At 65.8% G+C, this 24,766-nt stretch carries 17 protein-coding genes; 5 read left to right on the top strand and 12 right to left on the bottom strand.

Features of this window, described 5'->3' with window-relative positions:
• Nucleotides 1–14: 14 nt before the first annotated feature.
• Nucleotides 15–398 carry an Rv3654c family TadE-like protein gene (locus AC4D2Q_RS03235; RefSeq protein WP_490944913.1) on the top strand — a complete coding sequence of 128 codons (384 nt, stop codon included), beginning with the start codon at nucleotides 15–17 and terminating at the stop codon, nucleotides 396–398.
• 44 nt (nucleotides 399–442) lie between these two features.
• Here the strand turns inward: AC4D2Q_RS03235 and AC4D2Q_RS03230 are convergent, their stop codons facing one another.
• Together AC4D2Q_RS03230 and AC4D2Q_RS03225 are read right to left on the bottom strand one after the other, a co-directional pair.
• On the bottom strand, nucleotides 443–2,827 hold the full coding sequence (locus tag AC4D2Q_RS03230) for a DEAD/DEAH box helicase (RefSeq protein ID WP_490944911.1): 2,385 nt from the start codon (nucleotides 2,825–2,827) through the stop codon (nucleotides 443–445).
• A 106-nt stretch (nucleotides 2,828–2,933) separates the two neighbouring features.
• Entirely contained in the window at nucleotides 2,934–3,584 is a 651-nt protein-coding gene (locus AC4D2Q_RS03225) for a GNAT family N-acetyltransferase (protein ID WP_490926246.1), read from the bottom strand.
• Between the two features lie 82 nt (nucleotides 3,585–3,666).
• Between AC4D2Q_RS03225 and trhO the strand changes: the two genes are divergently transcribed.
• On the top strand, nucleotides 3,667–4,560 hold the full coding sequence (gene trhO, locus AC4D2Q_RS03220) for an oxygen-dependent tRNA uridine(34) hydroxylase TrhO (protein WP_490944908.1): 894 nt from the start codon (nucleotides 3,667–3,669) through the stop codon (nucleotides 4,558–4,560).
• 76 nt (nucleotides 4,561–4,636) lie between these two features.
• Here trhO and AC4D2Q_RS03215 read toward each other — a convergent pair whose 3' ends face one another.
• The 10 genes from AC4D2Q_RS03215 to AC4D2Q_RS03170 all read right to left on the bottom strand — a co-directional run bounded on the left by AC4D2Q_RS03215 (nucleotide 4,637) and on the right by AC4D2Q_RS03170 (nucleotide 18,035).
• Nucleotides 4,637–5,566, bottom strand: coding sequence for a MaoC/PaaZ C-terminal domain-containing protein (locus AC4D2Q_RS03215; protein ID WP_490944906.1), 930 nt, complete (start codon nucleotides 5,564–5,566; stop codon nucleotides 4,637–4,639).
• A 64-nt stretch (nucleotides 5,567–5,630) separates the two neighbouring features.
• Entirely contained in the window at nucleotides 5,631–7,115 is a 1,485-nt protein-coding gene (locus AC4D2Q_RS03210) for an MFS transporter (protein WP_490944904.1), read from the bottom strand.
• 99 nt (nucleotides 7,116–7,214) lie between these two features.
• Nucleotides 7,215–8,699, bottom strand: coding sequence for an MFS transporter (locus tag AC4D2Q_RS03205; RefSeq protein WP_490944902.1), 1,485 nt, complete (start codon nucleotides 8,697–8,699; stop codon nucleotides 7,215–7,217).
• A gap of 141 nt (nucleotides 8,700–8,840) precedes the next feature.
• Complete coding sequence (locus AC4D2Q_RS03200) at nucleotides 8,841–10,307, bottom strand: aldehyde dehydrogenase family protein (protein WP_490944900.1); 1,467 nt, start codon at nucleotides 10,305–10,307, stop codon at nucleotides 8,841–8,843.
• A gap of 1 nt (nucleotide 10,308) precedes the next feature.
• Complete coding sequence (locus AC4D2Q_RS03195; RefSeq protein ID WP_490944898.1) at nucleotides 10,309–10,740, bottom strand: Zn-ribbon domain-containing OB-fold protein; 432 nt, start codon at nucleotides 10,738–10,740, stop codon at nucleotides 10,309–10,311.
• A 10-nt stretch (nucleotides 10,741–10,750) separates the two neighbouring features.
• Nucleotides 10,751–11,956, bottom strand: a complete 1,206-nt coding sequence (locus AC4D2Q_RS03190) for a thiolase family protein (RefSeq protein ID WP_490944895.1) — start codon at nucleotides 11,954–11,956, stop codon at nucleotides 10,751–10,753.
• Nucleotides 11,957–12,037: 81 nt separating this feature from the next.
• On the bottom strand, nucleotides 12,038–12,862 hold the full coding sequence (locus tag AC4D2Q_RS03185) for a VOC family protein (RefSeq protein ID WP_490944893.1): 825 nt from the start codon (nucleotides 12,860–12,862) through the stop codon (nucleotides 12,038–12,040).
• A 25-nt stretch (nucleotides 12,863–12,887) separates the two neighbouring features.
• Nucleotides 12,888–13,499: a TetR/AcrR family transcriptional regulator gene (locus tag AC4D2Q_RS03180; protein ID WP_490944891.1), complete on the bottom strand. Its 612-nt coding sequence runs from the start codon at nucleotides 13,497–13,499 to the stop codon at nucleotides 12,888–12,890.
• A gap of 80 nt (nucleotides 13,500–13,579) precedes the next feature.
• Nucleotides 13,580–15,733 (bottom strand): acetate--CoA ligase family protein, encoded by a 2,154-nt coding sequence (locus tag AC4D2Q_RS03175; RefSeq protein WP_490944890.1) that lies wholly within the window; start codon nucleotides 15,731–15,733, stop codon nucleotides 13,580–13,582.
• A 97-nt stretch (nucleotides 15,734–15,830) separates the two neighbouring features.
• Complete coding sequence (locus AC4D2Q_RS03170; protein ID WP_490944889.1) at nucleotides 15,831–18,035, bottom strand: acyl-CoA dehydrogenase family protein; 2,205 nt, start codon at nucleotides 18,033–18,035, stop codon at nucleotides 15,831–15,833.
• Nucleotides 18,036–18,275: 240 nt separating this feature from the next.
• On the opposite strand from AC4D2Q_RS03170, the gene AC4D2Q_RS03165 reads away from it, so the two are divergent.
• The 3 genes from AC4D2Q_RS03165 (at nucleotide 18,276) to topA (ending at nucleotide 24,684) form a co-directional block, all read left to right on the top strand.
• Nucleotides 18,276–20,075, top strand: coding sequence for an FAD-binding protein (locus tag AC4D2Q_RS03165; protein ID WP_490944887.1), 1,800 nt, complete (start codon nucleotides 18,276–18,278; stop codon nucleotides 20,073–20,075).
• 9 nt (nucleotides 20,076–20,084) lie between these two features.
• Nucleotides 20,085–21,773 carry a DUF7059 domain-containing protein gene (locus tag AC4D2Q_RS03160; RefSeq protein WP_490944885.1) on the top strand — a complete coding sequence of 563 codons (1,689 nt, stop codon included), beginning with the start codon at nucleotides 20,085–20,087 and terminating at the stop codon, nucleotides 21,771–21,773.
• 175 nt (nucleotides 21,774–21,948) lie between these two features.
• Nucleotides 21,949–24,684 (top strand): type I DNA topoisomerase, encoded by a 2,736-nt coding sequence (gene topA / locus AC4D2Q_RS03155; RefSeq protein ID WP_490944883.1) that lies wholly within the window; start codon nucleotides 21,949–21,951, stop codon nucleotides 24,682–24,684.
• Nucleotides 24,685–24,766 lie beyond the last annotated feature (82 nt).

Genomic DNA, 24,766 nt, shown 5'->3' with positions numbered 1-24,766 from the left:
GGAAGGGATCTGCCGTGGGTAAGGAGAGGGCCAAGGCCCTAACCGGGAAAGGAGGTAACTCCGAGCAGGGTGCGGGCACCGTGCTGATGCTTGGAACAGGTTTGCTGCTGCTGTTCCTCTGCGGCACGGTCCTGCTGTTGCTGCAGACTTCAGTGGCAGCCAGCCGGGCTGCCACCGCCGCGGATCTGGCGGCGCTGGCGGCCGCAGATGCCGTGCGGGAACTCCGGGTGGGAGACCCGTGCCTGGTGGCCGGGGAGGTCGCCGGACGCAACGGTGCCGTGCTGTCCGGCTGCACGGTGACCGCCGGTGAGAAGAGCGTGCAGGTGGAAACCCAGGTGACGGTTCCCCTGCTCATGGGTTCTGCCACCGGTCATGCCAGGGCAGGTCCGCCGCCGTGACACGGCGTGGCCGGGCGTCACCGATGATGTTCCGCGGTTCGGAATCAGTCAGTGGGCGGGGCGGCGGAGGCGGCAGCGGGATCCAGCCGCCGGCCGGGTTCGGTTTCCCTGTTGCGGGCGTTGTCCAGCAGCACCTGCAGCAGGGTCACTGCACCGGATTTGGACAGCGGATTGTTCTTGTTTCCGCACTTGGGCGACTGCACGCAGGAGGGGCAGCCGCGCTCGCACTCGCAGGCCCTAATGGCATCCCGGGTGGCGGTCAGCCACAGCTCGGCCGCTTCGTAGGCCCGTTCGGCGAAGCCGGCACCGCCGGGGTGACCGTCGTACACGAAGATGGTGGGCTTCTCGGTGTCGGCGTGCAGCGCCGTGGAAACACCGCCGATGTCCCATCGGTCGGAGGTCGCGATCAGCGGCAGCATTCCGATGGATGCATGCTCGGCCGCGTGCAGGGCGCCGGGGAAGTCGGCCGGAATCAGGCCCGCACCGGTGAGCAGGTGCTCGTCGATGACAAACCACACCGCCTTGGTGAACAGTTCCTTGGCTTCCAGCTCCAGCGGCTCCTCGCCCAGGATCTCGTTGGAGATCAGGGCCTTTCGCTGAAAGGAGACAACTTGGGTGGTGACCTTGACGGTGCCGAAGCAGACCTGGATTTCCCCCCAGTGCGAGGTCCGTTCCGTTTCGAGCACCTGGATCTGGGTGATGTCCCGGGCCTGGGTGTAGAACTCGGGGTTGCCGCGGGTGACCATGGCGCAGTGGTCGGCCTCGTTGAGTTCGTCCACCAGGAAAGTCTGTCCCTGGTGCACGTAGACCGCGCCGGTATGGGCCTGATACTGGCTCTGCGGCGAGTCCATGGTGCCCAGCAGCATGCCGGTGTCCGACTCCACGATATTGATGGGCCCGCCGCCGTCCGCCCGCAGATTCACCATCGAGGCGGCGCTTTCAGCGTGCGTCCAGAACCAGCCCGAGGGCCGCCGGCGCAGGTATCCCTGGTCCACCAGCTGATCGAGCAGGCCCGCAGCAGTGGGACCGAACAGTTCCCGTTCATCGGGAGTCAGCGGGATTTCAGCGGCTGCAGCACAGAGGTGCGGACCCAGCACATAGGGATTGGAGGGGTCAAAGACGGTGGCTTCCACTGAAATGTCGAAGATCGCCTCCGGATGGTGCACCAGGTACGTGTCCAGCGGGTCATCGCTGGCCACAAACGCCGCCAGTGCATCCTGTCCGGAACGGCCGGCACGGCCAATCTGCTGGAACAGGGAAGCCCGGGTGCCGGGCCAGCCGGCTACCAGCACGGCGTCGAGCCCGGAGATATCAATACCCAGCTCCAGGGCGGAGGTGCTGGAAATCCCCAGCAGTTCACCGCTGCGCAGACGCCGTTCCAACTCACGCCGCTCCTCGGGCAGATAGCCGGACCGGTACGCGGCCACCCGGTCCGGCAGCGAGGGGTGCACCTCGTCCAGGAGCCGCCGGGTGATGGTGGCAATGGTCTCGGCGCCGCGGCGGGACTTGATGAAGGCGATGGTCCGGACCTGCGCGGCCACCAGATTCGCCAGCAGATCGGAGGTTTCGGCAATGACCGTCCGGCGGGAGCGTACTCCGTTCTCACCCTTGAGCTCGGTGAGCTGCGGCTCCCAGAGTGCCACGGTGGTGGCGCCGTGCGGGGAGGCATCGCGGGTGACGGCGGTGACCTCGTCGCCGATTAGCCGGCCGAAGGAGGAGGCCGGGTCCGCGGAGGTGGCGGAGGCGCCGATGAACACCGGGTTGGCGCCGTAATAGCGGCAGATCCGGCGCAGCCGGCGCATGAGGTTGGCAACATTCGAGCCGAAGACACCGCGGTAGCTGTGGGCCTCGTCGATGATGACGTACTTGAGCCGGCGGAAGAACCGCGCCCACCAGGCGTGGTTGGGGAGCACGCCAAAATGCAGCATGTCTGGGTTGGCCAGCACCAGGTTGGCGTGGTCCCGGATCCAGCGCCGCGCACCGGTGTCCGTGTCGCCGTCGTACGTTTCAGCACGCACCGTGGGAAGCTGCAGTGCGTTCACGGCGGAAAGCTGATCGGCGGCCAGAGCCTTGGTGGGTGCCAGATACAGGGCCACCGAACCGGTCGGCTCGAGCGTGACCCGGTCATCCAGTGCCGTGCGGTGGATTTCATCCAGCACCGGCAGCAGGTAGGCCAGGGACTTTCCGGACGCGGTGCCGGTGGAAATAATCGTGTGCTGCCCGGAGTGGGCAGCTTCTGCGGCCTCGATCTGATGGCGCCACGGTTCAGAGACACCCACCTTGGCGTAGGCGCCAACGACGTCGGGATGTGCCCAGTCCGGCCAGGGCACCGGAACGGCCTCGCGGGCAGGTATTTCGTGGACATGCACCAGCTGTTCCGGGTCGGCACCGGAGCCGAGCAGGGGAATCAGGGAATCATGTAGGGCCACTGTGCAATTCTCCCACCGGATGCCCGGGAGGCCGCAGCCAAACGCGGCCGCTCAGCTTCAGGCTGAACCCGCGTTGCCCGCGCCCAAGCAGGCCAAACACGCCGGTTCAGAGCCGCGGTTCAAACATCACCACGCTGGCCAGGTTTTCCCAGCCCAGATAGGTGTACAGGCCCAGCCCGTCCACGGTGGCCACCAGCAGCCCGGCGTCGACGTCGTGCTCCAACGCCACCGCCGTCAGCGCGCGCATCACATAGCTGCCCAGCCCGCGGCGGCGGAAATCCGGTTCGGTGACAATCCGGTCATACACCGCGTATCCCTCGACCATGGCCACGCTGCCGTGCGCCGCGGGCTCGCCGTTGAAAGTCACAGTGACAGTTCCCACTTCTCCGCTGCGGACTGTTTCAGCCTCGAACCCGTCCAGCGGGAGCGGATCTTCGATGTCCTGGCCGCTCATGTCCAGAGTCATGAAAACCTCATCCACGGACCGGAGGTTCAGGCCGTAGACACGTGCCGCGCCGTCGAATTCATTCATCTGTCCGGTGACGATGGTGAAAAGGCGCCCCGGACTCTTCCGTGCTGAGGAGGCAAGCGCCGCAAACTCGTCATTGGAGGGCTCGAGCGCGAAGTACTCCCAGTCGTTCGTCTTGTCATGCAGGAGGGCCGCAGGAAAACGGCCCTCCTTGCGGGTTTGGTAGCCCCGGGCGCGCGCCCATCCGGTGACCCAGGTTTCCAGCAAATCATCGTTCAGCACTCTCATGAATGAACACTAACGGCGCAGGCAGGTGAACGGTATGCATGCTGATGAAATTGCAGCTCTCACCTCGGTCTACCCTTGATGAGTGGCTTTGAACCGAATTGCTCTGTATTACGCCTTTACGCCCCTTCCCGATCCGGAGGCTGTGCGCCTGTGGCAGCGTGCCCTCTGCGAGAAACTGGGACTGCGCGGGCGGATCCTCATCTCTCCGGACGGCATCAACGGAACCGTGGGCGGTGAGCTCGACGCCGTGAAGGCCTATGTGAAGGCCACCCGCGAGTATCCGGCGTTCAAGAAGATGGACATCAAGTACTCCGAGGGCGGAGCCGATGACTTCCCGCGGTTGAGCATCAAGGTGCGCAAGGAAATTGTCAGCTTCGGCGCTCCCGGCGAACTGTTGGTGGACGAGAACGGCGTGGTGGGCGGCGGCACGCACCTGCGGCCCGAGCAGCTGCACGAGCTCGTGGAAGAAAAGAAGGCCGGCGGCGAGGAAGTGGTCTTCTTTGACGGGCGGAACGCCTTTGAAGCCCAGATCGGCAAGTTCAAGGGTGCCGTGGTTCCCGATGTTGCGACCACGCACGACTTCATTGCCGAACTGGACTCGGGCAAATATGACGACCTCAAGGACAAGCCCGTGGTCACCTACTGCACCGGCGGCATCCGGTGCGAGGTATTGTCCTCGCTGATGGTCAACCGGGGATTCAAAGAGGTCTACCAGATGCAGGGCGGGATTGTCCGCTACGGCGAAGCCTACGGTGACAAGGGACTCTGGGAGGGCTCCCTGTACGTGTTCGACAAGCGGATGCACACGGAATTTACGCCCGACGCCGTCACGATCGGACAGTGCGTGCGTTGCCAGGCGCCCACCAGCAAGTTCGAGAACTGCTCCAACCCCTCCTGCCGCAAGCTCACCCTGTACTGCGCGGACTGCGCCTCGGACCCGTCCACTCTGCGCTGCCCCGACGGCTGCCAGGAATAGCGAAGCCTGAAACAAACCGGCCGGGGTGCCGCCCGCTCAGGGCAGCGCCCCGGCCAAGGGTTGTGGTGCAGGGACGTTAGGCCAGGGCCCCCTCGGTATGCAGACCTTCCTGCCGGACTTCCCCCGCGGTTTCCGCGGTGACTTCCCCCGTGCCCAGCGCGTCGCGGCGAAGATACGTTCCCCGGTCCAGGACCACGGTCTCGCCCACCCGCACCTGAAACAGGGCGCCGGACTCCGTTGTCCAGATGCTTGTGGTCAGCTCATCGCCCGGAATCACCGGCGAAGCAAAGCGGACACTGAGCGATCCGAAGACGTCCGCATCCGAACCGGACACGGCTTCCAGCACCGTTCGTCCGGCAAATCCCATGGTGCACAGTCCGTGCAGGATCGGTTTCTCAAAGCCGATCAGGGCAGCCATGGCCGGATCCGAATGCAGCGGATTACGGTCCCCGTTGAGCCGGTACAGCAGCGCCTGGTCCAGGGCGGTCCTTTGCGTGCTGATGAAATCGGCGGGGCGCTCGGGCAGCTCCCATCCGTCCCGAGGCGCCGGCTCCGATCCGAAGCCGCCCTCGCCGCGAATGATCATGGACGTCACCGAGGTGGCAGCGGTGTCGCGGGTTTCGGGGTCGAGCAGATGGGTGGTGACCTCGATGACGGCGTTCTTGCCCTTGTCATAAACCGCGCTCATGAAGCTGACCGGAATCACGGTCCCTGACGGTTCCAGGGAGCGGTGGACGGTCACGGTCTGTCCGCCGTGCAGGATCTGGGAGAGCTTGAAGTCTCCGAGCTGGTCCATGGGCAGGGAAGAATTGCCCAGAAGGACAGCGAAGGTCGGGAGCACGCTTTGTTGGACACCGCGGGAGTTTTCCGTGGTGAAGGCGAGGTTGGCTGTTTGGTCCAGGGCTCCCGCACCCACGCTGAGCGCATAGAGGAGCGCGTCCTTGGACTCCCAGGAGACGGGGGCACCCTCGGATGTTTTTCCGATGTTGGCAATATGGATGGTCATGGTGTTGCCTTTCAAAAGTTCTCGGGTTGTCCGGGCTCCGGGCTGGATCCTTCACCCACTGCGGTTAGAACGGCGAGGAAAGAGTCTCGTCAGCGCTGCGCACGGTGCCGCGGCGGATGTCGCGTTCACCGGGCGTCTCGGGAACCCATTGTGCGGGAGACCGGCGCAGCATCAGCGCCACCGCGACGGACAGCGCGGCAAAAATAAACACGAAAATGAAGGCGGCGCTGATGCCCTCCTGGGCAACGGCAGCGCTGGCCGGGTCCGTGTGGCTGGCCAGGATATAGGCGCCGATGGCGACGGCGGCGGACTGGCCCACGTTGCGGATCATGGTGTTGGTTCCCGCGGTTTCGGAGGTGTGGGTTTCCGGCACCACTTCAATCAGCAGGTTCGGCAGAGCGCCGTAGGCCAGCGAAATGCCGGTGCTGTTCAGGACCATGGCGATGAAGAACAGCACTGTGCTTCCGTAGGTCAGCAGGATCATCGGGATCACCAGTGCCACCAGCGCCAGGCCGGCGATGAACACGGTGCGGGCGCCGTAGCGGAAGGCGAGTTTGCCGCCCAGGGGAGAGAACAAATAGCCCACCAGCAGGGTGGAGCTGATGAGGACGCCTGCTCCGGTCGGGGAGAACCCCAGTCCGTAGCCCAGCGAGGTGGGGGCCTGCATGATCATTTGCGCGGGGACGTTGCCTCCACCCAGGGGCCCGACGGCGGCAAGCACCGTGGCGGTCATGACCAGGGCAATCTGGCGGTTCTTGAACATCCGCAGGTTCACGATCGGCGATTCCACCCGCAGCTCCCACCAGGCCCAGACTGCGGTGGCGGCAACGCCAACGCTGATGAGGCCAATGAACTGTGTGGAGGCGAAGCCGGTCTTGGAAGCACCGGAGAACCCCAGCAGAATGGCGCTCACGGCGACGGGCAGCAGGACGGCGCCCAGATAGTCCGGGCGTTCCCTGGTGGGCACCACTGTGTCACGGGGAATGACCGTGCTGATGCCGGCAGCGGCCAGGACGGACACGACGGCTGCGAAGACAAAGATCCCGTGCCAGGAGAAGGCGTCAATCATGAAGCCGGCAATCAGGGCTCCGCCGGCACCGGCGATGAGCGCGGAGGCGCCCACCATGGAGATGCCCACCGGAACCCGTTTTTCCTCCAAATGCTCGCGGGCCAGGCCAAAGGCGAGCCCCAGCACGGCACCGGTGACGCCCTGGATGGCGCGGCCCAGGATGATCATGCCCAGCGAGCCGCCGATCAGGGAAACGAGGGAGCCGATTCCGGCGACCACCAGGACAATGACCATGACCTTCCGCCGGCCGTACAGGTCACCGAAGCGCCCGCCCAGAACTCCCGCGGAGGCAGACACCAGCAGATAGGCGGTGACCACCCAGGCGACGGTGTTGGCGTCGACCTGGAAGTCCCGAATCAAGGTGGGCAGCGTTACGTACATCATCGACAGTTCGAAGGCCGAGACAATCTCGGCCAGGACCAGGACCATGACGACCGGAACGAAACCTGGGCGCTTGAGCGTCCGTGCAGGGGAGGACATCGGTGTCCAGCCTTTCGGGTTGAGGAAAATAAGGGGCCGGCATGCACCCCGTACGGGACGCGGTGCATGCCGGCGGCGGCGCGTTCCGCCGGATGGTGCCTACGCGGTGGCGGAAACGATGTCTTCCGGGTCGGCAGCCGTTCCGCGGCGAATGTCGCGCTCGCCAACCGTCTCGGGCACCCAGGGCTTGGGACTGCGGCTGAGCATCAGCCCCATGATTACTGAGAGCACGGCAAAGGCCAGGACCAGGAGCAGGGCGGCGCTGATGCCCTGCTGCGAAATGGCCTGGGTTGCCGGGTCCGTGTTCCGGGCGAGGATCAAGGCACCGATGGCGATCGCGGCGGACTGGCCGACATTGCGGATCATGGTGTTGGTGCCCGCTGTTTCCGAGGTGTGGGTTTCCGGGACCACCTCAACGAGCAGGTTCGGCAGCGCACCGTAGGTGAGGGAAATGCCGACGCCGTTCAGCGTCATCGCCACTACGTACATCGCCACGTTTCCGTAGGTGAGCAGGATGAGGGGAAGGACCAGGGCCATGAGCACGAGCCCTGCGATAAACACAATCCGCGCCCCGTACCGGAAGGCAAGCTTGCCGCCCACCGGTGAGAGAGCAAAGCCCACAAGCGCGGTAAGGCAGATGATGACGCCCGACTCGGTGGGCGTGAAGCCCAGCCCGTAACCCAGCGATTCGGGGGACTGCATGATCATCTGCGAGGGAACCGACACCCCGCCCAAGGGGCCGACGGCGGCGAACACCGTGGCGGTCATGGCCAGGGCAATCTGCTTGTTCTTGAACATCCGCAGGTTCACGATCGGCGCTTCAACCCTCAGCTCCCACCACGCCCACACCGCAGCAGCAGCAAGGCCCAGGCCGAACAAGCCGAGGAACTCCACCGACAGGAAGCCGGTCTTGGAACTGTTGGAGAGCCCCAGCAGCAGGGCGCTGACCGCGATGGGCAGCAGGATGGCACCAATGTAATCAGGCTTGTCCGTGGTGGCCGCGTTGGTGTCACGCGGGATGACCACACGGATGGCCACAGCTGCGATGACTGCGAGGACCGCAGCGAAGACGAAGATGCCGTGCCAGGAGAAGAGATCGATCATGAACCCGGCAATCATGGACCCGGCGGCCCCGGCGATGAGGGCCGAGGCGCCGACCATTGAAATGCCGACCGGAACGCGCTTTTCATCCAGGTGCTCGCGCGCCAGGCCGAAGGCCAGGCCCAGGACAGCGCCGGCAACACCCTGAATGGCCCGGCCGAAGATAATCATGCCGAGGGAGCCGCCGAGCAGGGAGATGAGCGAACCGACTGCGGCGATGGCCAGGACTATGATCATGACCTTCCGCCGGCCGTACATGTCACCGAAGCGGCCGCCCAGCACTGCGGCAGAGGCCGAAACCAGCAGATAAGCGGTGACTACCCAGGCGACGGTGTTGGCGTCCACCTGGAAATCCTTGATCAGGGTCGGGAGCATGACGTACATCATGGACAGTTCGAAGGCCGAAATGATCTCAGCCAGAACCAGGACTATGACTACCGGCGCGAAGCCGGGGCGCTTGAGCGCCCGTGTGGTGGAGGACATCGGTGTCCTGCCTTTCGGGGTGAAAAGAATGCGTTGGCCTCCGCGGATGGAAGTATCCGGCGGCGGTAGAGCAGACAATCTTTTGGAAAGGTGTTCGGTATTCAGTGCTTCGTCTTTGGTGCCGGGCTGCAGGGAGGGGTGTTAGCCGTTCCCGTAAGCCACTGATTTGGTCCAGAAGAACTCTTCGAGTCCCTCCAGTCCGCCTTCGTTGCCGTTGCCGGAGTGGCCGATGCCTCCGAAGGGGCGTTCAGCCACCGCGCTGGGGGCGCCGTTGATGGTCACTTCGCCCGTTTCCAGGGCCTCCGTCACTCGGACGGCGCGGCGTGCATCTGAGGTCCAGACGTATCCGGAGAGCCCGTACTCGGTGCCGTTGGCAAGGGCGATGGCCTCCGCTTCGTCGCTGAAGCGGGTGATGGCCAGCACCGGCCCGAAGACTTCTTTCTGCGCCAGTTCGCTGGCGGGATCCACGTCGGCCAGGACGGTCGGCGGGTAATAGAACCCGTCGGCCAGCTCGTCGGCAAGCCGCTGTCCGCCGGTGACCAGGCGGGCGCCGTCGTCGCGGGCACGGGTGACCATCGCGTGAATCCTGTCGATGGCGGCCTCGTTGATGACCGGGCCGCAGATGGTGTCCGGTTCCTGCGGATTTCCGGTCTTGAAGGAGGAGGCAATGGCGCCGACCGTGGCCACAAAGGAGTCATAGACGGAGTCCTGCACCAGCAGCCGGGTGGGCAGTGCGCAGGCCTGGCCGCTCATGATGCCAAAAGCCATGAACGTGGAGTGCATGGCTGCTGCCTCGAGGTCCGCGTCGGCGAAGATGAGGTTGGCGGATTTGCCGCCCAGTTCCAGGACCACCGGCTTGAAGGTTTGTGCACAGGCCGCAGTGATTTTGCGTGCCGTCTCCGGGCCGCCGGTGAACGTGACTTTTTTGACCAGTTTGTGTTCCACCAGGGCGGCCCCTGCTTCGGCGCCGCCGGGAACCACATTGAACACTCCGTCGGGGATCCCCGCCTCGGTGACCAGATCGGCAAAGAGCATGGCGCTGAACGGGGTCAGCTCGCTGGGCTTGACCACCACGGTGTTTCCTGCGGCCAGGGCTGCGGGGACCTTCATGGACAGGGACATCAGCGGCGCGTTCCAGGTGATGATGGCACCGATGACGCCGTACGGCTGGCGCAGCGTGTGCCCGAAGGACCCTCCGGCACCGGCCACCGAAGTAATCCGGCCCAGCGGGAGCTTGTCCGCCCAGCCGCCGTAGTACCGGATCCACTCCACGGCCGCGCTCACCGTGGGGTAGGCGTTGGAGCGGGCGATGCCGTTGTCGGCGATGGCCAGCTCCACAAAATCCTCGGTGTGCTCCTCCACCAGTTGCGCCAGCTTGAGCAGGGCCTTGGCCCGGGTTCCTGCCGGGGTGGCCCGCCAGACGGCGAAGGCCGCGTGCGCGGCCTGGACGGCGTCGTCGACGTCGGCCGCGCTCGCCAGGGGAATCTGCGCGTTGGTCCGCCCGGTGGCCGGATCCACGTGCGAGTGGACGCCGCCGCCGGTGCTGCGGGCCTCGCCGCCGATGCGCAGGGTGACAGGGGGGAGGACAAAATCAGTGGTGGTGGTCATTTCAGCTCTCCGGTTCGTAGCGCAGCATGGTGATTCCCGCTTCCGGGTAATCGCAGAAAACGGGCTTTACCCGCATGCCCACCTGAATGTCTTCGTGAGCCACGTTGACCAGTTCGGTGGAGAATTTGGGGCCTTCGTCCCACTGCACGACGGCGAGCACCAGCGGGCCCTCGTTGGCGAAGTGCGGTGCCACGGGCCGGGTGGAGACGGTGTAGGTGTACAGGGTGCCGGCGCCGGAAATCTCGCGCCATTCCAGGTCGTCCGCCAGGGTTCCGGGAGCCAGCGGGCGGGGGTAGAAGATGTACTCGCCGAGGGAGGGCGAATACTGGATGCGGACCCGGTGTTCGGCCAGGGCGTCCCAGAAGGGTTTGGTCAGCGGTGTGGGGACCGGCATGGGACGCTGCAGGACCGGCGGGGTGTATGCGGTGCTCATGGGGGTGCTCCTAGTTGCCTTCGAGAATCAGTGCCGTTTGTTCGCTCATGATGCCGCCGTTGCCGGTGACAAAAGCCCGGTTGCAGTCCGCAACCTGCGCCTCGCCGGCGCGCCCCATGATCTGGCGGACGCCGTCGATCACGTGGTGCATGCCGCCGGCGATGCCCGCCTGGCCGAAGGAAAGCTGCCCGCCGGCGGTGTTCATCGGGAAGTCTCCGCGGAAAGTCAGGTCGTGGTCGTTGACGAACTGCATGCCCTTGCCTTTTTCAGCGAAACCCGCGTCTTCCAGGCTCATCAGCACGGTGATCGAATAGCAGTCGTAGATGGAGACCATGTCCACCTCGGAGCGGCTGATGCCGGCCATGCCGAAGGCCTGGTCCGCGGCGTGGATCATGGGTGAATACATCAGGTCCGCGGCGTAGGTGGGGGTCTTGTAGGGCACCCGCTCGCCGAATCCCTTGATCCACACCGGGCGGTTCCTGGACTTGGCCGCCAGGTCCCGGTTGCCGATCACCACGGCGGCGCCGCCCTGGCAGGGCATCACGATCTCCAGCATGTGCAGCGGATCAGCAACCATGGGCGAGGCCAGCACGTCCTCGATGGTGATGGGCTTGCCATGGAACACGGCGCCCGGGGTGGCGCAGGCATTGGTGCGCTGGTCCACCGCGATCTTCGCCATGGCACGCTCGTCGTAGCCGAATTCGTGGCCGTAGCGCTTGGCGATTTGGCCGTAGGGACCGTTTTGTCCCAGGTTGCCGTACGGGATTTCAAATTCGGCCTGCGGCGAGCCGTAGGCGTTGGAAGAAGCTCCGAAGTACATCTTGTCGTCCATCACGAACGGGCGGCGGGCGTCCGTCGGCACGTCGTGGGTGCCCGGGAAGGTGACCAGTACGGCGTCGCACAGCCCCAGCTCCACCGCTGCGGCGGCCCGCCACACTCCGGCCGCGGAACCTGCGCCGCCCAGGTCCACGATCTCGGCGAAGTTCGCGTTGATGCCCAGGTATTCGGTGATGGTGGAGGGCACGAACATGTCCGCTTCCCCGATCATCGGCGTCACAATGCCGTTGACGTCGGTGGCGTCCAGTCCGGCATCGTCCAGCGCCGCCTTGGAAAGGCGGGCCCACTGCTCCAGGTTGAAGGTCTTGTCACGGGCCAGCTTGCGTTCGGGCGGCAATTCGAAATAGCCGAGGATAGCGGCTTCTCCACGAAGTCCCATACGATCGTTCTCCTTTATAGCGGTGTAAAAGTTCGGTGTTGGTGTGCGACGCCGGCCGGCGGTGCGGCGCGGAAGCTCCGGTTAGCGGGGGTGGGCGGAGGCGGGAAGGCGCAGGAACGACAGCTTGATTCCCAGCTCGGGATAAAAGGACCCGCCGGCGAGCAGCTCCAGCAGCGCAGGGTGGCCCGGTTCCGCCCAGGGCTCGCCCTCCGGCACGAATCCCAAAGCCTTCAGGCCCGAGGGCCCGGCAGCATCGGCGGTTTCCTGCAGGATCAGGTTGGCGCCCTGGGGCCACCGGAACATCCGCACCGGGGCGCCGTCGCCGACCACGGGCAGCGAATGACCTGTTCCGCCCAAAACGTCCACAAGCACGCGGCCGGCCTGCCTCAGATCGGCGACCTGTCCAAAGACAACGGGCAGCCGGGCCTGCGGTGCGGGGTGTTCCTCCCACGGGCAGTCCGCGGTGAATTCGCTGCCCGCGGTAATGTCCTCCGGCGCTTCAAGGGTCTGGACGATCTGCACCAGGAATCCGAGCCCGGTGTCTTTGGGATGCAGGAAGGCTTCCCGCCACAGCGGCTGCTCGGTGTTCACCAGGATGGGTTCAATTCCGGCGGCCTGTGCCAGAGTGATGGCCGCGAAGATATCCTGCACTTTGAAGGTGACGTGGTGCGGCACGGCGTTTCCGGCGTTGCCGGCGAGGAAGCGGTCAACAAAGGACGCGGGGGAGCTGCCCGGTTCCAGCAGCTCCAGGCGCATGTCCTCCGCGAGGGCAAGCTGGCACGGGTTGAAGGCCGGAAGGCTGAATCCGGTGACGAAACGCGCACCGAGCTCCCGGTGCAGCACCTCGCCGGCGGGGCCCCAGGCGGGAACGGCAAAGGCAACGTGGTCCAGTTCATGGGCGCTCATGCGAACGCCCCGCACAGAATCGCGGTCAGCGGTGCGCTTCGACCTGCTCCAGCCGCAGTCCGATCATTTCCACAAACCGGCCCAGGACCCGGTTGGCATCGGCCAGCGTGTAGTAGTCCGTCAGCAGGCGTCCCACCAGATCCATGAGGACGGCCCACACCATGGCGGTAATGTCCGCAGCCTCGTCCGGAGACAGGGTGGAGAAGTCGCTGCGGAAGGGTTCCTCGAGGACCAGGACCAGCTGCTGCATCAGATCGCGCACCTCCGGATCGGAAGAGGTGCGCAGCACGAGGATCGTCTGATAGAAGTTCGGCCGCCGCGAGAAGGCTGCCACCGCCTGCCGCAGCCGATGGGCGACCCGTTCGGTGGTGCCGAGGCTTGCCGGCCATCCCTGATCCGCTGAATTGAACGGCACGCCCCAGTCGTACACCACGTTCGCGTACAGATGTTCCTTCGAGGAGAAGTACCGATACAGGGTGCCAAGGGCCACGTTCGCCTCGGAGGCCACATCGCGGATCTGAATGGACTCGTAATCGGTGCTGCGGAGCAGGGTTTTGGCGGCGTCCAAGATCCGCTGCCGGCGTTCCACCTGATAGGCGGGCAGGTCGGTAGTCTCGCGTGTGAATTGCCGAACCATTACTTGCCTCCTGGCTGGACACCCGCGGAATTTGCAACGTTATCACCGCCTCCCGGCGTCTTGTGCCGTGGCTCACCGATCTACCGGTCCTTCCAGCGGATCAGCGCGTCCAGCGCCTCGATCTGGTTTCCGGAAACCCGGAGCGGATTGATCTCCAGTTCTTCAAGCTCATCGCCGAGCCCCGCGGCAACCTGGGAAATTTTGAAGATGGCTTCGGCCAGTTCGTCCAGGTCGGTGGCCTCGCTGCCGCGGAATCCGGTCAGCAGATCGATGCCCTTGAGGGATTCGAGCATGCGGCGGATTTCTGCCGGTCCCACCGGCAGCAGGCGGACGGCGGAGTCCTTCAGCAGTTCCACCATGACGCCGCCGAACCCGACGGCGAGGACCAGCCCCCAGCGGGGGTCCCGGACCACGCCCACCAGCATTTCGGTGCCGGCCGGGCGCATGGGGGATACCGCAACGCCCTGGATCCGTGCCTCGGGTGCCAGTTCGGCCACCGAGGCGCGGATAATCCGGTAGGCCTCGGCCACCGCGTCGGCATCAGAAAGCATCAAACGGACGCCGCCCACCTCGGTCTTGTGGGCAATGTCTTCCGACGCGATCTTCAGGACCACCGGGTAGCCCAGGTCCTCGGCGGCTGCCACGGCTTCTTCGGCGGATGAGGCCACCGTGGCCGGAACGTACGGCACCCCGTGGCTGCGCAGGAAGGCACCGCTCTGCACTTCCGTCCACGTTTCGGCGCCAACAGGTTTGGCGATGGGTGCTGCTGCAGGTGTTTCGCCGTCGGCCGCCAGTTCAGCGGCGCGGCGTCCCCACCACGCGCTGCGGGCTGCCGCGGGGATGCCGCGGTCAAAGGAATCCGAGGCGTGCGGGAAGCCGTGCTCAGCGGCAAAGGTCCGCCCGAACTCGGTGACTTCGGTGGGCAGGAAACTCATCGCGATGACCGGTTTGGGCGAGGAGGTGAGCTGGCGGAGCATCTCATCCTGCGTGGCCCGGCTCATGTCCGCCATGGCCTGGGTGGCCGGCCAGGAACCGTTGACCACCACAAAGTCGTAATTCGGGTCGTCGATGAAGCACTGGGCGGCCTTCGTGAGGATGGTCGGGTCAACCGAGACATACCCGGTGGTGTCCATCGGATTGTTCACGGTGGAAAAGGCTGGAAGCCCTGCGTCGTGCAGTCCCTGCACCGTCGCCGGGTGCGGCGCGGGCAAATCCAGGCCCGCGGCGTCGGCCTTGTCCGCCACCAGCGCGCACATGGCACCGGAACCGGTCACCACGCCCATGCGCGGTCCCGGCAGGGCTCCGTACGCCTCGATGAGGCCTGCGGTGGCCACCAGGTCTTCGATGCTCTCCACCCGAATGACTCCGTACTGGCGGCAGGCAGCGTCAATGACGGTGTCATCTCCCACCAGCGAACCGGTGTGGGCGGCAGCCACCCGCGCGGACGCCTCGCTGCGGCCGGCCTTGAACGCGACGATCGGCTTGCCCGCTGCCCGGGCACGGCTGGCCACGTCCAGGAACTGCGCCGGGTCGGAGATCTGTTCCAGATAGGCGGCGACGACCGTGGTGTTGGGATCATCAACGAGCAGGCTCATCACGTCAATGGCGGAGATCATTGCCTCATTGCCCACCGTCACGGCAGTGGAACAGCCCACGCCGCGGGAAGCCATGTACGGCAGCAGGTAAATGGCCAGGGCGCCGGACTGGGTGGCGATTCCCACACCGCCGCTGATCATGGGCATCTGCGTCATGTGGCTGAAGGCCGCCACCTTGGAATGGGTGTTGAGGAAACCGAGGTTGTTCGGGCCCAGGATCAATTGGTCCGCTGCCCGGGCACGCTGCACCAGACTCGCCTGCAGGGCGGCGCCCTCGGCACCGGCCTCGCCCAGTCCGGCTGCGAGGAGGATCAGGTTCCGGATGCCCTTGAGCCGGGCTTCTTCGAGGATGGTCGCCAGCGAATCTGTTCCGGTGAGGACAATCGCCAGATCAGGGGCAACCGGCAGGTCCGCGATCGAGGCAAAGGTGGACTGGCCGTGACACTCTTCACCGCGGCGGTTTACCAGGTAGAGGTCGCCGTCGAATCCTCCGGACAGAAGGTTGCTGTAGGTGAAGTGGGACCAGGTGGACCGGGTGTTCGCTCCGATGATCACAATGGACTTGGGCTCCAGAAGCTCGCGCAGGCGGGCTGGGTCCAGGATCTGCGGGCTGTCGGTCTCGCTCGTCAACGTTGTCATGCGAAACGGTTCCTCTCGGTGAAACTCAGCGGTCGGGGTAACTGCACTGCGGATGCTGCGGATGCTGCGGATGCTGCGGGTGGTGCTCCCGGGGCCGTCAGCCGCGGGGGAGGCCGAGGATGCGTTCGGCAATGACATTGAGCTGGATTTCCACCGTTCCGCCGCCGATCAGGACCTGCGGGACGGCAAGCTGGGCGGTCACGGCGTCGCCGGGAGCCTGCGCAAAGAGTGCTCCCGGTCCGGCTAGGGCCAGAACGGAGGAAGCGGCCTCGCGGGTCAGCCGGGCATGGGCCACCTTGGCCAGCGAGGATCCGGCTCCGGGCGCCATGCCGTTGACCTGGCGCAGGGTCTCGCGCAGGTTCAGCGCCCCGATGGCGGAGCTGACGGACGCGATCCGTCCGAGGGAGGTGAAGGCCTCCTCCTCGCTGCCGAAGTAGCTGCCCTGGCTGATCAACGTGCGCAGGGCCTCTTCCGTACCCACCGAAACACCGGAGGAGATCTGGGTCCGTTCGTTCTGCAGCGTCATGGCAGTGATGCGCCAGCCCTGGCCGGGTTCACCCAGCAGATAGGCGTCGGGGACAAAGACCGAATCCAGGAAAACCTCATTGAACTCGGCGTCGCCGGTGGACTGCTTCAGGGGGCGCACGTCCACGCCGGGGCTTCGCATGTCTATAAGGAAGTAGCTGAGGCCCTTGTGCTTGGGCACCTCGGCATCGGTGCGGGCCAGGCAGATGCCCCAGTCTGCTTCATGGGCGCCGGAGGTCCAGACCTTCTGCCCCCGCAGTTCCCATCCGCCGTCCACCTTCACGGCCCGGGTGGCCAGGCCGGCAAGGTCCGAACCTGCTCCCGGTTCAGAGAAGAGCTGGCACCAGATCAATTCGCCGCGCAGCGTCGGCAGCGCGAACTGTTCCTTAACCGCGTCGCTGCCGTAGGCCAGGATGGTGGGCATCGCCCATTCACCGATTACGGACGACGGCTGTGTCATCCCGCGGCGGGCGTACTCCTGGGAGATGACCACCTGCTGGGCGGCAGTGGCGCCCAAACCGTAGGGTGCGGGCCAGTGCGGGGCGGCGAGGCCCTCTTCGGCCAGGAAAGTCCGCTGCGATCCGCGCGAGTACCAGCGGCCGCCGTCGTGCTCATTGGTCAGTGTCCGGGCGTGGTCAAGCAGCTGGCCGATGCGGGCGCGGAAGGCCGGGTCTTCATCCGGCAATTCAATGTCAATGCGGCGGTCCAGGCCCAGGGCGGTCCTGCCCTGGGCCACGCCGCGGTCGCTCCGGGACGGCGCCTGCGCGGCAAGCGTCATCGCCCGCCGCCAGTAGAGGTGGGCATCATGCTCCCAGGTGAAGCCAATGCCGCCGAAGATGGTCACCGCTTCGGTGACCGCCTCCACCGAGGGGGAGACGGCAGCCTGCAGGGCGGCTCCGGCTGCGAGTTTCTGCTGGTCCTCATCCTGGTCCAGGGACACGACGGCGGACCAGGCTGCCGCAGCGGCGAGTTCGGCCGTGATGAGCAGGTTGGCGCATTTGTGCTTGATGGCTTGGAAGGAACCGATCGGGGCACCGAACTGTTCGCGCAGCTTGGCGTATTCCGTGGAGGCTTCCACCGCCCAGCGGGTAATGCCTGCTGCTTCTGCGGCCAGCAGGCAGGACTGCAGGGTGTCCACCCGGGTGGCGTTCAAACCTTCCAGAATTGCTTCCTGCCCGACGACGACGCCGGACAGGTCAAGGGTTCCGGCATCGCGGGTGAGGTCGGTGCACGCTTCGGCAGTGCTGGTGATTCCGGGGGCGCCTGCATCGACCAGGGCAAAGCGGACGATCCCTTCGGCGGAGAAGCCGATGACGAGAAGATCCGCGGAGAGAAGGGAGAGCACCCGGGCGCTGCCCTGCAGAACCCAGCCGCCGGCGCCGGCGGTGCCGCTGATCCCCTCGGCAAGCACGACGGCGCCCTGGGCGCCCTCGGCGAAGGCAGCCAGTCCGCGGGTATTGGCTTTGCAGTTGTCCGCTGCGGCCACGGCCGCGCTGGCGAAAACGGTGGAGGCAAATGAACCGGGGACCAGCCGCCGGGCAAATTCCTCCACCACAATGACGGTGTCCGCGACGGTTCCGCCCTGGCCTCCGTGCTCTTCGCCGATATGCAGTGCATGCAGCCCGTTGGCTACCAGTTCATCCCAGAAGGAAGGCCGCTCACCTGCTCCGTATGCCGGAAGGATTTCGCGTGTTGCCCGGATATCGGCGAATCGGGAAGCGAAATCTGCAGCGACCGCACACAGATCCGCGTGCTCTTCGGTGAGGGCCAGTGCCATTTAATGACTCCAATGTCATAGAAACGCGGCGGAGGCCGGAATTTCCCGGAGGGCGCAGCGCTGGTTTATCGATCATGAACTGAAACTGGACTCTAATTCACAAATGTGACGCAGGCAACATTTCTCCAACTTTTCCACTTGCCTGGAAACTCCCGTGCCGTCCCGCCTGCCGCCCTGTAGCATTCGCGCCATCCCGGACAACGCCGTCCGGCACAACGGACCCATACAGGGGAGCAGACCATGACGCAGGAGTACTCCGGAAACACTGATCTTTCCGGCAGCGGAGAGAATCCAACGCCGATCCAAAACACCGGTTCCGGCAGACGCCGGGACTGGGACCGGATTGTCGACGTCCTGGTGGTGGGCACCGGAGCCGCAGCGCTCACGGCCGCCGTTGCCGCGGCCGAGGAGGAGCTGGACGTGCTGGTGGTGGAAAGCACCGACGTCTGGGGCGGCACCACCTCGATTTCCGGCGGCGGGCTGTGGATGCCGAATAATCCCCTGATGGCCAAGGCCGGCGTGCCGGACAGCACCGAAAAAGCGCTGACCTATATGGAGACGGTGATCGACGACGTCGGCCCGGTCTCCTCCCGCGAGCGCAAGCTGGCGTTCCTCAATGCCGTCCCCGACGTCGTGACCATGCTTTCCTCACTGGGCGTGCAGTGGATGCGGTCCAAGGACTATCCGGACTATTACCCGGACAAGCCCGGCGGCATGATCGGCCGGTCATTGGAGGTGAAGCCGTTTGACATCAAAGTGCTCGGCGCCTGGTTCAAGCAGTCCCGCGCCGCCAAATCGGGGATCCCGGTGCCGCTGATGACCGACGATGTATGGGAGCTCTCCCGTGCGTGGTCCACTCCCAGCGGATTCATCCGCGGTGCGCGCTTCGTGTTCCGCACCCTGGGCGGGCTGGCCCGCGGCAAGCGCTTGTACGGGCTGGGCGGCGCCCTGTCCTGCTCCTTGATGCACATTGTGCGCCAGCAGCAGACCCCGGTGTGGCTGTCCTCGCCGCTGACGGACCTGATCCAGGACGACGACGGCGCCGTGGTGGGCGCCGTCGTCACCCGCCGCGGGCGCAGCGTGCGCATCCGGGCCCGGAAGGGCGTGGTGCTGGGCGCCGGCGGATTCGCGCGCAACGCCGAATGGCGCAAAAAGTACCACGGGCTGGAGCAGGAGTACTCCTCTGCGCCGGAGGGCGACCGGGGTGATGTCATTGACCTGGTGGCCCGGCGCGGCGGAGCCCTGGCGCTCATGGATGATGCTTGGTGGGGTCCGTCCACGGTGGCTCCGGGCGGAGGCGTCGCGTTCTCGCTGGCCGAGCGCTCCATGCCGCACTCCCTGGTGGTGGATGCCTCCGGCGAACGGTACCTGAATGAGTCCGAGTCCTATGTCGACTTTGGGCACCACATGCTCGAACGCAACAAGACGGTGACGGCCAACCCGTCCTGGCTGGTGATGGAGGCCCGGCACCGGCGGCGCTACCTGTTCTCCGCCATCATGGTCGGAAAGAAGAAGTGGGCTGCCGAAGGGCTGTTGGTGCAGGCGGACACGGTGGAAGAGCTGGCGGACAAAATGGGTGTTCCGGCGGCAAGCCTGATGGCCACCGTGCAGCGGTTCAACAGATTTGCCCGCACCGGCGTGGATGAGGACTTCGGGCGGGGCAACACCGCGTATGACAACTACTACGGTGACCCCGGGGTAAAGCCCAACCCCAACCTGGGCGCCCTGGAGAAGGGGCCGTTCACCGCCGTCCGCCTCTATCCGGGGGATCTGGGCACCAAGGGCGGACTGGTGACGGATCCGGATGCCCGGGTGCTCCGCGAAGACGGCTCCGTGATGGAAGGCCTCTACGCGGCCGGGAACACCACGGCCTCGGTCATGGGGCGGACCTATCCCGGCGCCGGTGCCACCATCGCCCCGGCGGCGGTCTTCGGTTACCTGGCCGCGCGGCATGCGGCAGCCCGGCCCGCCGCAATCGGGGATCCTGCCCGTGAGCCGGCACGGGAGCCCGAACCGGCGGCGGGTGCGGCGCGGCCATAAACTGGGGGAGTGACTGATTTCGCCGGAGTACCGGATGCACCCCAGAGTTCCAACCTGCCGCTGATCCGGAGCCTTGCCTCGGATCTGGCGGCGGCCCGCTACACGGTGGACGGCGTGGCGGACTTCCTGGGGGAGTCCGCTGCCGCCGCCCTGGGCCGGGATCAGCTGGTGCCGGCCATTCTGCGCTGCCGGGCAGAGGCTGCAGCGGAACATCCGGACCCGGTATCCGTACTGATCCGGCTCTGGCTTGCCGGGGAAACCGTTGCGGCCGCTGAGCTGGACGCAGCGCTGCCGCGGACCGGGACCGGAGGGCTGCAGGAACTGGGACTGGTGGAGACGGTGCCCGGAGGAGACGTCCGCGCTGCGGTTGACCTTCGCCCGTATGAAATTGACGACGCCGCCGCTGCGGATGACGACGACGCCGCCACCGGCTCCGAAACCGCAGGAGCTGCCGGCACCAACCTCTGGGTGGCCAGTGACCTCGGCGCACATCAGCGTCCGGGGGTGCTTCGCCATGACCATGTACTGGGGATCGGCCAGGCTTCCCTGAGCCTGGCGCAGCTGACCGTCCGCCGCCCGGTGGAACGGGCACTGGACCTGGGGACCGGCTGCGGCATCCAGGCCTTCCACCTCCTGCGCCATGCCCGGCATGTGACCGCAACTGATATTTCCGAACGGGCGCTCGCCTTCACCCGCTTCAACCTCGTGCTCAATGCCGAGTCGCTGGACCTGGATCCGCGGAATCTTCAGGACCGTGTGTCGCTCCGCCTGGGCAGCCTGCTGGAACCGGTGGCCGGTGAGCAGTTCGACCTGATGGTGTCCAACCCTCCCTTTGTTATTACTCCGCGCAGCTCATCCGACAGCCCGCAGGACCGCTTCACGTACCGCGACGGCGGCCTGGCCGGCGATGCGATTGTGTCCACGCTCGTCGGGACGCTTCAGGACGTGCTGGTTCCGGGCGGAACGGCGCAGATGCTCGGCAACTGGGAGATTCCGGCACGTGATCTTGCCGACACTGAGCCGCAGGAAACCGACACTGCGGACTCCTTCCGCTGGTCCCGCCGGATCGAGTCCTGGCTGCCGCCGGAGACGGACGCCTGGGTCATTCAGCGCGAGGTCCTGGAACCGGCAGAGTACGCGGAGATGTGGCTGCGGGACGCCGCCGAAAACCGGGACCGCGACGAATACCTTGCGTCCTACGCCGCCTATCTGGAGGATTTCGCCTCACGGAACGTCTCGGCCATCGGCTTCGGCTCCCTGTTCCTGCGCCGGCGTCCCGCCCCCGAAGCTGCTCCGCTGCGCCGTTTTGAAGAAATCACCCACCCGCTGGAACAGCCTGTGGGACCGCACCTGGGGGCTGCCGTCGAGCGCTTTGACTGGCTGGCCGCGCATCCCTCGCTGGCGGAGGAGCATCTGGAAGTGGCCGACGACGTCACGGAGGAACGCCACGCCCGTCCCGGAGCGGAGCATCCCGGTGTCATCCTGCTGCGCCAGGGTGCCGGGCTGCGGCGCACCAACCTGATGAGCACCGAGCTGACCGGGTTTGTCTCCGCCAGCGACGGCGAACTGTCCGCGGGACAGATTATCGGAGCACTGGCGGCACTTTTGGGCCGCTCCGATCCGGACTTCGCCGCCGGTCTGGAAGCCGAGGTCCGCAACCTGGTGCTGGACGGATTCCTGCTGCCGGCAGCCGACTAGTGCCTCCCGGCGGGCCTCCGGGAATTTGGACGGCTCGTCAGCAACTCCCATTCAATGCGGTTACCCTAGTGCTGGGGCATCCCGCATACTGTCTGAGGATGAACCGGGCCAGGCAGCAGAGCCCGGACACCACAACCCCATACTTTGAGAACCACCTTCGTTACGTAGGAGAACAGTGCCAGTTAAGGCCACGGACAAGAAGACCGGCAAGAAGAAGTTAGTCATTGTCGAGTCTCCCGCCAAAGGCAAGACCATTGCCGGCTATTTGGGGGAGGGCTTTGAGGTGACGGCTTCGATGGGCCATATCCGGGACCTGCCGCAGCCCTCTGACCTGCCGGCCGAGTTGAAGAAGACAGCCGTGGGCAAGTTCGCGGTGGATCTGGACAACGACTTTGAGCCGTACTACGTGGTGTCCGCGGACAAGAAGAAGAAGGTTGCCGAGCTCAAGGCAGCACTGAAGGACGCCGACGAACTTTACCTCGCAACTGACGGTGACCGTGAAGGTGAAGCCATTGCCTGGCACCTGCTCCAGGTGCTCAAGCCCAAGGTTCCGGTGCACCGCCTGACCTTCCCCGAAATCACCAAGGAAGCCATCCAGCGTGCCCTGCTGGAAATGCGCGACGTGGACGTGGCCATGGTGGATGCCCAGGAAACCCGCCGCATCCTGGACCGCCTCTACGGCTACGAAATTTCCCCCGTCCTCTGGCGCAAGGTGGCCCGCGGCCTGTCCGCCGGCCGCGTGCAGTCCGTTGCCACCCGTCTGGTGGTGGAGCGCGAACGTGAGCGCATGGCCTTCCGTCCCGCGTCCTACTGGGACCTGCTGGGGACCTTCGCCACCGGTGCTGCTGAATCCTTCAAGGCCAAGCTGGTTTCTGTGGACGGTGCCCGCGTGGCCACCGGCAAGGACTTCAGCGACCTGGGCCAGCTCAAGGCCAAGTCAGTGGCCCACCTGGATGAAGCGGCAGCCACCTCGCTGGCCGCGAACCTGGAGTCGTCGTCGTTCACTGTCCGCTCCGTGGACACCAAGCCGTACACCCGCCGTCCGGCCGCCCCGTTCACCACCTCCACCCTGCAGCAGGAGGCCGGCCGCAAGCTGCGCTACTCCTCCAAGGTGACCATGCAGGTGGCCCAGCGGCTGTATGAGAACGGCTACATCACTTATATGCGTACCGATTCGCCGGCCCTGTCGGACCAGGCAATCAACGCCGCCCGCCGCCAGGCCTCGGAACTGTACGGCCCCGAGTATGTGCCCGAAGCCCGCCGCGTATATAAGGGCAAGTCCAAGAACGCCCAGGAAGCCCACGAGGCCATCCGCCCCGCCGGTGACTCCTTCCGCACCCCGGCACAGGTGGCGTCCTCGCTGCGCGGCGACGAATTCAAGCTGTACGAACTGATCTGGAAGCGCACCGTCGCCTCGCAGATGGCCGACGCCAAGGGCTCCACCGCGTCCGTGCGCCTCGGCGCCGTGGCCTCCGACGGCCGGGACGCCGAGTTCTCCGCCTCCGGTACGGTCATCACCTTCCGCGGCTTCATGGCCGCCTACGAAGAGGGCCGCGACGCGGCACGCGACGACGACGCCGAGGGCACCGAGGGCGCACGCCTGCCGGTCCTGAAGGCCGACGACGTCCTCACGGCAGCCGAACTGAACGCCGTGGGACACGAAACCTCACCGCCGCCGCGCTACACCGAAGCCTCGCTGGTGAAGGTGCTCGAAGAACTCGGCATCGGCCGCCCGTCCACCTATGCCGCGACCATCTCCACCATCATGGACCGCGGCTACGTCACCAACCGCGGCCAGGCGCTGGTGCCCAGCTGGATTGCGTTCTCCGTGGTCCGCCTGCTCGAAGAGCACTTCACGGACTACGTGGACTATGACTTCACCGCCGAGCTGGAAGAGGACCTGGACCGCATTGCCCGCGGCGAAGCCGGCCGCGTGGAATGGCTGAATCAGTTCTACTACGGTGACCACGTGGACACCGGCCTGCACACGATCGTGAACGACCTCGGCGAGATTGATGCCAAGGCCATCAACTCGATTGAAATTGCACCGGGCATCGTGCTGCGCGTGGGCAAGTTCGGACCCTACCTGGAACGCCCGCTGCCCGCGGACGCGCCGGAAGGCACGGAGCCGGAGCGCGCCAACGTCCCCGAGGACCTGGCGCCGGATGAGCTGACCGCCGAAAAGGCGATCGAGCTGATGGAAACCGCCGGACCGGAAGAACGCGTCCTGGGCGAGGACCCGGAAACCGGGCGCACCATCGTGGCGCGCAACGGCCGTTACGGTCCGTACGTCATTGAGCTGATCCCCGAGGTCACGGCCGAGGAACTGGCCAACCAGCCGGTGGAGTATTACAAGAACGGCAAGCCCAAGCCGCCGAAGAAGCCCGTGAAGCAGAAGCCGCGCACCGGATCGCTGTTCAAATCCATGAGCGTGGACACCGTCACGCTGGAGGAAGCACTGAAGCTGATGAAGCTCCCGCGCGTTCTGGGCACCGACGCCGAAGGCAACGAGATCACCGTGCAGAACGGACGCTTTGGTCCGTACCTGAAGAAGGGCACGGACTCGCGGTCGATCGGCTCCGAGGAAGAGATCTTCACCATCACGCTGGAACAGGCGCTGGAGATCTATTCCCAGCCCAAGCAGCGCGGCGGCCGGCAGGCTGCGGCTCCGCTGGCCGAGTTTGGCACGGACCCGGTCTCGGAGAAGCCCATTGTGGTCAAGGACGGCCGCTTTGGTCCGTACATCACCGACGGCATCACCAACATCACGGTGCCGCGGTCCACGGCCATCGAGGAGCTGACCCGCGAGCAGGCCATCGAACTGCTGGCCGAGAAGCGCGAAAAGGGTCCGGCCAAGAAGCCGGCAGCCCGCAAGCCCGCGGCCCGCAAGCGCGCAACGGCCAAGAAGTAGGGCCACACGGACTCGTGCAGTGAAAGTCCCCTTGCCGGGACGCAGTTGCCGTGTACGGTGGCTGCGTCCCGGGGCGGGATAA

This window comes from Arthrobacter sp. TJ-178, from assembly GCF_058269275.1.
Note: the sequence above shows the minus strand (reverse complement) of the source record. Positions and strands in the feature narration are given on the sequence as shown.